At 68.1% G+C, this 9,514-nt stretch carries 9 protein-coding genes; 2 read left to right on the top strand and 7 right to left on the bottom strand.

Going from position 1 to position 9,514, the window contains the following annotated elements; all coding sequences use genetic code 11:
* The coding region (gene lnt, locus N878_RS04680) for an apolipoprotein N-acyltransferase (RefSeq protein ID WP_021442529.1) at positions 1-1,186 on the top strand (1,186 nt) is incomplete at its 5' end.
* 89 nt (positions 1,187-1,275) lie between these two features.
* On the opposite strand, the gene N878_RS04685 is transcribed toward lnt, so the two are convergent.
* The 4 genes from N878_RS04685 to N878_RS04700 form a co-directional block, all read right to left on the bottom strand.
* Positions 1,276-2,394 carry a GGDEF domain-containing protein gene (locus tag N878_RS04685; protein WP_021442530.1) on the bottom strand — a complete coding sequence of 373 codons (1,119 nt, stop codon included), beginning with the start codon at positions 2,392-2,394 and terminating at the stop codon, positions 1,276-1,278.
* 96 nt (positions 2,395-2,490) lie between these two features.
* A complete protein-coding gene (locus N878_RS04690; RefSeq protein WP_021442531.1) occupies positions 2,491-4,452 on the bottom strand; it encodes a methyl-accepting chemotaxis protein in 1,962 nt (653 codons plus the stop codon).
* 100 nt (positions 4,453-4,552) lie between these two features.
* A complete protein-coding gene (locus N878_RS04695) occupies positions 4,553-5,674 on the bottom strand; it encodes a GGDEF domain-containing protein (protein WP_021442532.1) in 1,122 nt (373 codons plus the stop codon).
* A gap of 242 nt (positions 5,675-5,916) precedes the next feature.
* On the bottom strand, positions 5,917-6,768 hold the full coding sequence (locus N878_RS04700) for a universal stress protein (RefSeq protein WP_021442533.1): 852 nt from the start codon (positions 6,766-6,768) through the stop codon (positions 5,917-5,919).
* 258 nt (positions 6,769-7,026) lie between these two features.
* On the opposite strand from N878_RS04700, the gene N878_RS04705 reads away from it, so the two are divergent.
* Positions 7,027-7,962 carry an SdiA-regulated domain-containing protein gene (locus tag N878_RS04705; protein ID WP_031302759.1) on the top strand — a complete coding sequence of 312 codons (936 nt, stop codon included), beginning with the start codon at positions 7,027-7,029 and terminating at the stop codon, positions 7,960-7,962.
* A 127-nt stretch (positions 7,963-8,089) separates the two neighbouring features.
* Here N878_RS04705 and N878_RS04710 read toward each other — a convergent pair whose 3' ends face one another.
* The 3 genes from N878_RS04710 to N878_RS04720 all read right to left on the bottom strand — a co-directional run.
* Positions 8,090-8,539 (bottom strand): DMT family transporter, encoded by a 450-nt coding sequence (locus N878_RS04710; RefSeq protein WP_031302760.1) that lies wholly within the window; start codon positions 8,537-8,539, stop codon positions 8,090-8,092.
* Between the two features lie 79 nt (positions 8,540-8,618).
* Positions 8,619-9,107 (bottom strand): GNAT family N-acetyltransferase, encoded by a 489-nt coding sequence (locus tag N878_RS04715; RefSeq protein WP_021442536.1) that lies wholly within the window; start codon positions 9,105-9,107, stop codon positions 8,619-8,621.
* 92 nt (positions 9,108-9,199) lie between these two features.
* Positions 9,200-9,514: DUF4136 domain-containing protein (locus N878_RS04720; RefSeq protein ID WP_021442537.1), on the bottom strand; the 315-nt coding region annotated here is incomplete at its 5' end.

A 9,514-nucleotide genomic window follows, 5' to 3' on the forward strand; every position in this document is an offset into this window, starting at 1 on the left:
CTGGCTGCGCCGCAGCGAGGCGCCGCTGGCCGACGCCCTGGCCTTCGCCGCCCTGTGGCTGGCTCAGGAAGTGTTCCGCGGCTGGTTCCTCACCGGCTTTCCCTGGCTCTACGCCGGCTACAGCCAGCTGGACGGGCCGCTGGCCGGCCTGGCACCGCTCGGCGGGGTCTGGCTGATTTCCTTCAGCCTGGCGCTGTCCGCGGCGCTGCTGGTCAACCTGCCGCGCCTGCGGGCGCGCAAGGCCTTCCTCGCCGTCGGCCTGGTGCTGCTGCTGACGCCCTGGGTCGCCGGTCCGGCGTTCAAGGATCGCCCCTGGACTCGCCCGGCCGGCGACCGCCTGACGGTCGCCGCCGTGCAAGGCAACGTCGAACAGAACCTGAAATGGGACCCGGCCCAGCTCAACGCCCAGCTGGCGCTGTACCGCGACCTCAGTTTCAGCGCCGAGCGGGTGGACCTGGTGGTCTGGCCGGAAACCGCCATCCCGGTGCTCAAGGATCTGGCGCAGGGCTATATCGGCGTGATGGATCGCTTCGCCCGCGAGCAGGGCAGCGCGCTGATCACCGGGGTGCCGGTGCGCCAGGCCAATGAACGCGGCGAGCTGCGTTACTACAACGCCATCACCAGCTTCGGCGAGGGCCAGGGCACCTACCTCAAGCAGAAGCTGGTGCCCTTCGGCGAGTACGTGCCACTGCAGGAGCTGCTGCGCGGGCTGATCGCCTTCTTCGACCTGCCGATGTCCGACTTCGCCCGCGGCCCGGCCGAGCAGCCGCCGTTGCTGGCCAAGGGTTATCGGGTGGCGCCCTATATCTGCTACGAGGTGGTCTACCCGGAATTCGCCGCGACGCTGGCGGCCGATAGCGAGATCCTGCTGACGGTGAGCAACGACGCCTGGTTCGGCACCTCCATCGGCCCGCTGCAGCACCTGCAGATGGCGCAGATGCGTGCGCTGGAGGCCGGCCGCTGGATGATCCGCGCCACCAATAACGGCATGACGGTGGTGATCGACCCGCAGGGCCGCATCCAGTTCGAGCTGCCGCAGTTCGAGCAGGGCGTGCTCTACGGCGAAGTGCTGCCGATGGCGGGGCTGACGCCCTACCTGCAGTGGCGCATCTGGCCGCTGGCGATCCTCTGCGCCCTGCTGCTGAGCTGGGCGCTGCTCGCCGGGCGGATGGCCAAGACGGTCTAGCCGGCTGTTCCAGGATAATTGCGATTCGTCATGAGCCGCCGCTGGCCAGCGGTGCGCGCGGCGCACTCTACGCACACTGGCGGGCCGGCTCAGGCCAGTTCGACGCGGTTGCGGCCCTTGCTCTTGGCCTGGTAGAGGGCGTCGTCGACCCGCTTGTAGAAGGCCTCCGGCGAGTCGTCGCACAGCGGCAGGTAGTCGCCGACGCCGATGCTGCAGGTGATCGACAGGCTCAGCGCCGGCAGCTGCAGCGGCTCCTGCTCGAGCTCGCGGCGAAAGCGTTCGGCCAGTTGCAGCGCCTGCTCCAGGCTGGTGTGCGGCATCAGCACGGCGAACTCCTCACCGCCCAGGCGCAGGAGGATGTCGCTGTCGCGGCGAAACACCTTGCGCATGCGTTCGGCGAACAGGTGCAGACAGAGGTCGCCGGCGCTGTGGCCGTGGCGGTCGTTGACCTGCTTGAACCAGTCGATATCCAGCAGCACCAGGGCCAGCGGGCTGTGCTGGCGACGCACGGAGGCCAGCCAGTTGGCCAGCAGCACGTTGAACTGGTAGCGATTGCCCAGCCCGGTAAGGGCGTCGGTACGGCTGCGCTGGTCGAGCTCCTCGCTGTGCTGGCGCAAACGCATCTCGCGTTCAAGGCCGATGCGGTACTCGCGGTGCCAGCGGTAGAGAAACAGCATCATGTAGGCGAGGTACACCAACAGCGCCACCGACTCGCCCGGCGCAGTACGCTCCTGCCAGAACTTCACCGCGGTGGCCGGCAGGTAGATCAGCAGCATGGCCAGGGCACAGGGGCCGCGACGCATGGGGAAGGTGAACGCCATCGCGGTAGCGAACACCACCACGGTGAGCATAACCATCAGGTGCGAGACATCCAGCGCCCGGCTCAGCTCGATCCCGGCCAGCATCAGCCCCCAGAGCAATGCCTGCAGCAGCATCAGCAACCAGTGCTGGCGCAGCCAGTGCTGCAGGGCGACCTCGCCGCGCTGCTCGCGGGGCTCGTGAAGGATGCGCAGGGCGACGAATGCCAACAGCAACAGGCCGCCGGCCAGCCACAGCCAGAGGTTCTGCGTCGGCGAGCGGCTGGTCAGCCACAACAGGCACCAGGCCAGCAGATAGTAGAAGCCGCCGAAACGCGAGCGCGCGTGCATGTCGCTCGCCTCGCGCCACAGCTTGAAGGCACTGCTGGACATCTTCACTTCAGGCAGCATGGCGCGCACTCCGACCACTACAGCATCAGCCTAGTCGAGTGATGGCATTTTGCTGCAGCGTCCCGCAAACGCCGCAACGCGCTTGCGGGACGGCGCTCAGGCCAGCTTGAATCGATTGACCAGTGTTTGCAGCTCACCGCCCAGGCGGGCCAGGTCGATGCTGGCGGCCGAGGTTTCCTCGGTGGCCGCCGCCGACTGCTCGGCCACATCGCGGATGCTCGACACGCTGCGGTTGATCTCTTCGGCCACAGAGCTCTGCTGCTCGGCCGCCGTGGCGATCTGCTGGTTCATCTGCTGGATCAGCGACACCGAGGCATTGATCGCGCCCAGCGCGCTGCCGGCCTGCTTGGCCGCCACCACGGTGTTCTCCGCCTGGGTGCAGCTCTGCCCCATCATGGCCACGGCATTCTCCGCCCCGCCCTGCAGATTGGCGATCAGCCCCTCGATCTGTGCAGTCGACTCCTGGGTACGGCGGGCCAGGGCGCGCACCTCGTCGGCGACCACGGCGAAACCGCGGCCCATCTCGCCGGCGCGCGCCGCCTCGATGGCAGCGTTGAGCGCCAGCAGGTTGGTCTGCTCGGCGATCCCCTTGATCACGTCGAGCACGGCGCCGATGTTGGTGCTGTCGTGCTTGAGCCGTTCGATGGCCTCGGCCGAGCGTTCGATGGAGTGGGCCAGGCCCTCGATACGCTCGATGGCCTGCTGCACCGTCTGATTGCCCCGTTGCGCCTGTTCGTCGGCGTCGCGCGCCGATTCGGCGGCGGACTCGGCATTGCGGGCCACGTCCTGCACCGTCGCGGTCATCTGGTGCATGGCGGTGGCGACCTGCTCGGTTTCCATCTTCTGCTGGGTGACACCAGCGCTGGTCTGCTCGGTGACCGCCGACATTTCCTCGGCCGCCGTGGCCAGTTGCTGGATGCCGTCGGTCAAGCGACCGAGCAGCTCGCGCAGGCTCTCGGTCATGGCGTGCATGGCCTGCATCAGTTGCCCCAGCTCGTCCTTGCGGGTGCTCTGGATATCGGCGGAGAGGTCGCCGGCAGCCACCTGGCGGGCGACGCCAACCACGCGCTGCAGCGGGCCGACGATCAACTGGGTGATCAACAGGGCGCACAGCAGTCCCAGGACGAAGGCCAGTACCGCGGCGCCGAGCAGCACCGCTTCGGCCTGCGCGGCTTCGGCTTGCAGGGTCTTGAGCTGCAGGGCCAGCGAATCGCCGGAGGCGACCGATACCTGGCGGGCACGCTCGGTCATGTCGCGTTCGCTCGCATCGCGGTTGGCGACGGCCTGCTGCAGCCCCTGGAAACCGCTGCGGTACTGCGCCAGTTGCGCCAGCGCGGCATCGATATCGGCGCGCGCCGCCGGGTCGTCGAGGTTGCCGCGCAGTTGCTGGCCGGCCCGTTCTAGCGAGCTGAAGTGGGCCTGCAGCTGGTCGGCGTACTGCTGCTCGCCGCGCAGGATGAAGTCCTTCTCGCGACGGCGGGCCTCCAGCAGCTCCTTGGCCATGGCACTGGCCTGGTTGGAGAAATCGAGCAGACGGATGCTGGTTTCATCGCCGCTCAGGCGGATTTGCCTGACTGCCGCCTGATTGAGCCGCTCTTCCAGTGCGTCGAACTGTTTGAGCGCCCCGCGGGCGGCCGTTTCCATCGCGGTCTGCGCCGTCTGGTTGGTGTCGACGGCCTGGCCGAGCTGCGCCAGTTCTTCGCGGTAACCGGCGACATCGCGCTGGATGTCCTGCATCAGGGCAATGGTCTCGGGGCGCGTCAGCCTGGCCAGGCTCTGCCGCGCCAGGGTCTCGATCTCCTCGGCCAAGGCCTGTGCCTGGGCCAGGTAGCGGCTATCGCCGCGCAGGATGAAGTTCTTCTCCTCCTGGCGGGCCTGGGACAACTTGGTGTCGATTTCGTTGACGCCCAGCAGGGTGTCGAAACGCTGCAGCGTGCTGCTGAGCGAGACTTGGCTGATCCAGGCAATGCCCAGGGTGATAAGCAGCACGAGGCCGAAGCCGGCGAGCAGCTTCTTGCGTACGCTCAGGTCGAGCAGGAAGTGGATAGGGCTGTGCATGGTTCACTCCTTGTGTACGAGCCGCCCACATGGACGGCCGATGCCGCGTTGGATTGTTCCTGCATCCGGCCGCCAGCCGGTGGCGCCCACGGCCGGGCGTTCATGCAATCACCAGACGGTCGCGGCCCTCCATCTTGGCGCGGTACAGGGCGTCGTCGACCCGTTTGAAGAAGGCCTCGGCACTGGCGTCGCTGTCTGCCAGATACGCCCCCACGCCGAGGCTGGTGGTCAGCGGACGCCGCTCGCCTTCCAGCGCCACGCCCTGGCTGGCCAGGGCCGCGCGAAATTCCTCGGCCAGCTGCCGGGCCTGCTCCAGCGAGGTGTTCGGCAGCAGCACGCCGAATTCCTCGCCGCCCAGGCGCAGCAGGGCGTCACTGTCGCGGCGAAACACCTCGCGAAGGCGTTCGGCGAAGGCTTGCAGACAGGTGTCGCCGGCCGAATGGCCGAAGCGATCGTTGACCTGCTTGAAATGGTCGATATCCAGCAGCACCAGCGACAACGGCTCGCCGCGACGCCGGGAACCGGCCACCAGGCTGGGGAACAGGTTGTTGAACTGGTAACGATTGCCCAGCTGGGTCAGGCTGTCGGTGCGGCTGAGCAGGTCGAGGCGCGCCTGCTGTTCCAGCAGCTTGAGTTCCAGGGCCAGGGTGGCCTGATACTCGCGGTGGCTGCGGCCGAGCACCAGCAGCAGGTAGCTCAGGTAGCAGGCCAGGGTCACCAGCAGCGCGCGCTGCTGCGGCCACTCCAGCGCCAGCACGACCAGGCCGGGCAGGTAGAGCAGCGCGATGGCGAGCATGGCGCGGCGCTTGCGCATGGCGAAGTTGAAGGTCATCGCCGTGCTGAAGGCGACGGTGGCCAGGGTAGCGATCAGCGCCGAGTCGGCGAATTCGGCGCGATACAGCATCCAGGCGTGGGCCTGGCCCCAGCACAGCGAGGTGAGCAGCAGCAGGCCCCAATGCTGGTCGAGCCAGCGCTGCAACTGCTGCGGGTTGTCCAGCGGGCCAGGACGATGCAGCTGGCGCGCCAGCAGCAGGACGAAGAACAGCGCGCTACCGCCCAGGCCGACGCCGAGCAGGCCAGCGGGATCGGCGCTGAACAGCCAGGTCAGCAGCCAGGCCAGCAGGTAGTAGAAACCGCCCAGACGGGTGCGCACACGGGTGTCTTGCACCTCGCGCCAGAGGGCAAAGGCGGCGGGATGGCGCGGTACTTCGGCGTCGGTCATGGCGTTTGTGATCACAGCAACTACTGTGCCTGAGCATAGCGCCTTTTCGCGACCGCCAAGATGTCGAATTGCCAGTATTTGAGTACCGCTCGTCTGCCGGCGCGCTTAGCGTGAACGTCGCGTAGCGACGCCCCCCCCTTGATGTCCTTCTCCCCCTGGGAGAAGGTGGCGCGAAACGCCGGATGCGGGAGGACATACCGCGCAGGCTTTCATCATGCAGGGTGTCGCTCGCAGCATGCCCGCTAACGCAACAGCAGCAGCGGGCTGACGCTGGTCTGCAGCATATGGCTGGTGGTGCTGCCGACCAGGAACTGGCGGATGCGCGAATGGCCATAGGCGCCCATCACCAGCAGGTCGATGTCCTGCTCGGTCTGGTAGTCGTGCAGGCTCGGCTCGACCTCGCCGGCGCGGATCGCCAGCTGCACCTGATGGCCGCCGGCGACCAGGCGCCGCTCGGCCTGCTGCAACTGGGCGCGAGCGGCGTCGCTGTCGGCGCCGACCATCACCACATGGATCGGCAGGCCCTGGAACAGCGGGCTGGCGGCGAGCAGGTCGACGCCCTTGTCGCAGGTGGCGCTGCCGTCGTAGGCCAGCATCAGGCTGCGCGGCGCCCGGAACTGGCCGGGGCTGACCAGAATCGGCCGATGCAGGGTGCGGATCACGCTTTCCAGCTGGCTGCCGACCAGTTGGCTGATCGCGTCGCTGGTCTCGCCCTGGCGGCCGATCACCAGCAGACGGATGTCGTTCTCCAGCTCACGCAGACTGTCCACCAGATCGCCATGGCGCTGACGCAGCTGCGGGTTGGCCACGCCGTCGCGCTGGGCGCGTTCCCTGGCCGCCTCCAGGGCCAGGCGGCCCTGCTCCAGCCCCAGCTTGCTGCGCCGTTCGTCGAGTTCGGCCAGCTCCTGCAGCAGCTGCTCGCGGCTGCCCAGGGCGATATTGCCGGACAGGTCGCTGCGCGGCGGGTACTGCTTGTGGTCGAGCACGTGCAGCAGGGTCAGCGGCGCGCCCAGACGCAGGCTGGCCCAGGCGGCGTAGTCGCACACCGCCGGGGACGACAGGGAACCGTCGATGCAAGCCAGTACCTGGGTCATGGTGGTTGCTCCTCTCGCTCAAGTCCGGCCTCAACGGCTCGCGGCATCACCTTAGCAACCCCGCCCTCGAAGTCAAAGGCGGGGCGCAGCCGCCAGGCCCGGCTAACACCCGGTTACCTTTTGCCCCAGAGCCCCGACCGAACACATGCCGCAGCGCCCGGTCGAACGCCAGCCTCTTGCGAGGCCGGCAGGCGCGTTCAACTGCAACACAGGGCCGCCATACTGCCGTTTTCCCACCTGTCTGCGAGCGCTTTAGCGATGCTGTCCGCTGCCAAGGGGGTGCTAGGAAGGCTACCTGTCGTCAGCCCATGGAAATGGGCACTGTTGCTATTCGTCCTGCTGATGGTCTATCAGGTGCGCGCCCTGCATCTGGACGACCGTCTGTACTTCTGGATCAAGACCAGTTGGCACGAAGAGGCCTGGGAACACCGCAGCCTGTGGCTGCCGGAATACCGCGTGAGCATCGAGGCCAAGGCGGTGGCGGGGGTGACGGACAATTTCTCCGGGCTGAGCTACGACGACGACCGCGACCAGCTCTGGGCCGTGGTCAACAACCCCGAACAGCTGCTGCGCCTGAGCCCGGATGGCGAGTTGCTGGCGCGCTACCCGCTGAGCGGTTTCGAGGACGTCGAAGGCGTCACCTACCTGGGCGACGGCCTGTTGCTGCTGGCCGAGGAACGCCAGCACGGCCTGGTGGCGGTTCAGGTGCCGGAAAAGCCGGGGCCGCTGTTTCGCGAGGACTACCGGGCGCTGACCCTGGGCATCGGCCTGGGCGGCAACCAGGGCTTCGAGGGGCTGGGCTACGACCGCGCCGGCGACCGCCTGTTCGTGGTCAAGGAACACTCGCCGCGCAAGCTCTACGAAATCCGCGGCCTGAAAAGCAGCCTGGCCGGCGACTTCAACCTGGAGATCATCGACCGCCAGGCCTGGATCGAACGCAAGGTGTTCGCCACCGACCTGTCGTCCGTGCATTTCGACGAACGCACCGGGCACCTGGTGCTGCTCAGCGACGAATCCCAGCTGCTGATCGAGCTGGACGGCGCGGGCCAGCTGATCAGCTTCCGCTCCCTGCTGCAGGGCTTCGCCGGCCTGGGCAGCAGCGTGCCGCAGGCCGAGGGGGTGACCTTCGACAAGCGCGGCAACCTCTACCTGGCCAGCGAACCCAACCTGTTCTACCGTTTCGAGCGCGACTGACCCAGCCTTGCCGGGGGGTCGGGCGGCGCTCCGCTCTAGCCCATGCCAACTCCCGTGGTGGGCTGAAGCCCACCCTACGGGCCTTTGTCCCCGCCACCAAAACTTGCCTTTGCAAGCGCCGGCAGACTCAGCCGCGGCGAATCAGCCAGATGCCGGCGACGATCAGCAACAGGCCGGCAACCTTGCCCAGACTGATCGGTGCCTGGCGAAAACCGGCCCAGCCGAAGTGGTCGAGCAGCAGCGCCATGCCCAGCTGGCCGGCGATCACCAGCACCATGAACAGCAGCGCGCCGACCCGCGGTCCGGCGAAGGCGGCGGTGGCGATGAAGAAGGCGCCGAGCAGGCCGCCGCTCCAGTGCCACCAGGTCAGCCCCTTGAGCGCGGCGAAGCTCGGCGCCTCGCGCTGCACCAGCACCATCAGCAGCAGCGCCAGGCCGCCCACGGCGAAGGAGATGAAGGCCGCCGCCAGCACGCTGGAAACCTGCTTGGCCAGCTGGCCGTTGATCCCGGCCTGCAGCGGCAGGAAGGCGCCGGCGACCAGCGGCAGGGCGAGCATCCACCAGGGTATGGCAGGCATGGCGATTTCCAGCAGAACACGAGCGCGCGATTATGCCGCAAATCCTGTCCGCCCCGTCAGCCCACGAAGGCCGGCGGCATCACAGCGGCTTGCTGAACTGCAGCAGGGCGACCCGCTGCTGGCGGTGATCGCGACGCTCCACCAGGCCGCTGAGCGCGTAGCCCAGGCGCGGATAGAGCAGCAGCCCGGCGCTGTTGGCGTTGAAGCAGGACACGCGCATCTCGCGGGCCTTGAAGTGCTGACGGGCGAGCGCCTCCATGGCCTCGATCAGCCGCTGCGCCACGCCCTGGCCGCGCGCCCAGGGCGCCACCATGACGTTGCCCAGGGCGCAATACTCGCCGTGCTGCCACTGATAGAAGTTGGCGAAGCCGGCGACCCGGTCGTCCAGGCAGACCACCGTGCTGTCGCGGCGCTCGGCCATGGCCGCGGCCAGTTGGCCGACGCTCAGCGGCCAGCTGGCCTTGGGGTAGCAGTAGAAGAGTTCGTCGGCGTCCTGCGGAAAGGTCACCACCGCGGCGAGGTCGGCGGCCTGCGCCGGGCGGACGGTGAAGCTGGAGGTCGTGGGCATGGCGGGACCAGTCGGGGAAGGAGATGCCGAGCCTAGTGGGTCGTCTGGCAATAATCCATCGCGCCGCGATTCTCCGCGACAGCCTGAGGACCTCAGCGTGGCGGATACTGCGCGAGCACCTTGGCCACGGTCTCGCGGATCGCCGCGGCGCGCTCGGCCGGGTTGGGTGCGTTGTTGCGCAGCACCTGCCGGGCGCTGCCGCGCCAGACCAGCTTGCCGTCGCGGCCGTCGATCAGGTCGATCTGCAGGGTGCCGACCTGGTAGTCCAGGGTGCGCGTCTCGGTGTAGGCCGGGCCGCCCCAGTAGCCGCCCCAGGGCCCACCCCAGAAGCCGCCGTGGTAGGTGCTGACCTGGTTCTGCTTGTTCTCCACGATCAGCGCCGCCCGCACCCGCAAGTCGGCCGGGGT

Origin of the sequence: Pseudomonas sp. EGD-AK9, assembly GCF_000465935.2 — a bacterium.
Lineage (GTDB): Bacteria > Pseudomonadota > Gammaproteobacteria > Pseudomonadales > Pseudomonadaceae > Aquipseudomonas.

What these genes read in the sequence shown, in the direction of transcription:
- N878_RS04685 (WP_021442530.1), bottom strand. Translation starts at nt 2,394, where the DNA reads ATGCTGCCTGAAGTGAAGATGTCCAGCAGTGCCTTCAAGCTGTGGCGC.
- N878_RS04690 (WP_021442531.1), bottom strand. Translation starts at nt 4,452, where the DNA reads ATGCACAGCCCTATCCACTTCCTGCTCGACCTGAGCGTACGCAAGAAG.
- N878_RS04695 (WP_021442532.1), bottom strand. Translation starts at nt 5,674, where the DNA reads ATGACCGACGCCGAAGTACCGCGCCATCCCGCCGCCTTTGCCCTCTGG.
- N878_RS04700 (WP_021442533.1), bottom strand. Translation starts at nt 6,768, where the DNA reads ATGACCCAGGTACTGGCTTGCATCGACGGTTCCCTGTCGTCCCCGGCG.
- N878_RS04705 (WP_031302759.1), top strand. Translation starts at nt 7,027, where the DNA reads ATGCTGTCCGCTGCCAAGGGGGTGCTAGGAAGGCTACCTGTCGTCAGC.
- N878_RS04710 (WP_031302760.1), bottom strand. Translation starts at nt 8,539, where the DNA reads ATGCCTGCCATACCCTGGTGGATGCTCGCCCTGCCGCTGGTCGCCGGC.
- N878_RS04715 (WP_021442536.1), bottom strand. Translation starts at nt 9,107, where the DNA reads ATGCCCACGACCTCCAGCTTCACCGTCCGCCCGGCGCAGGCCGCCGAC.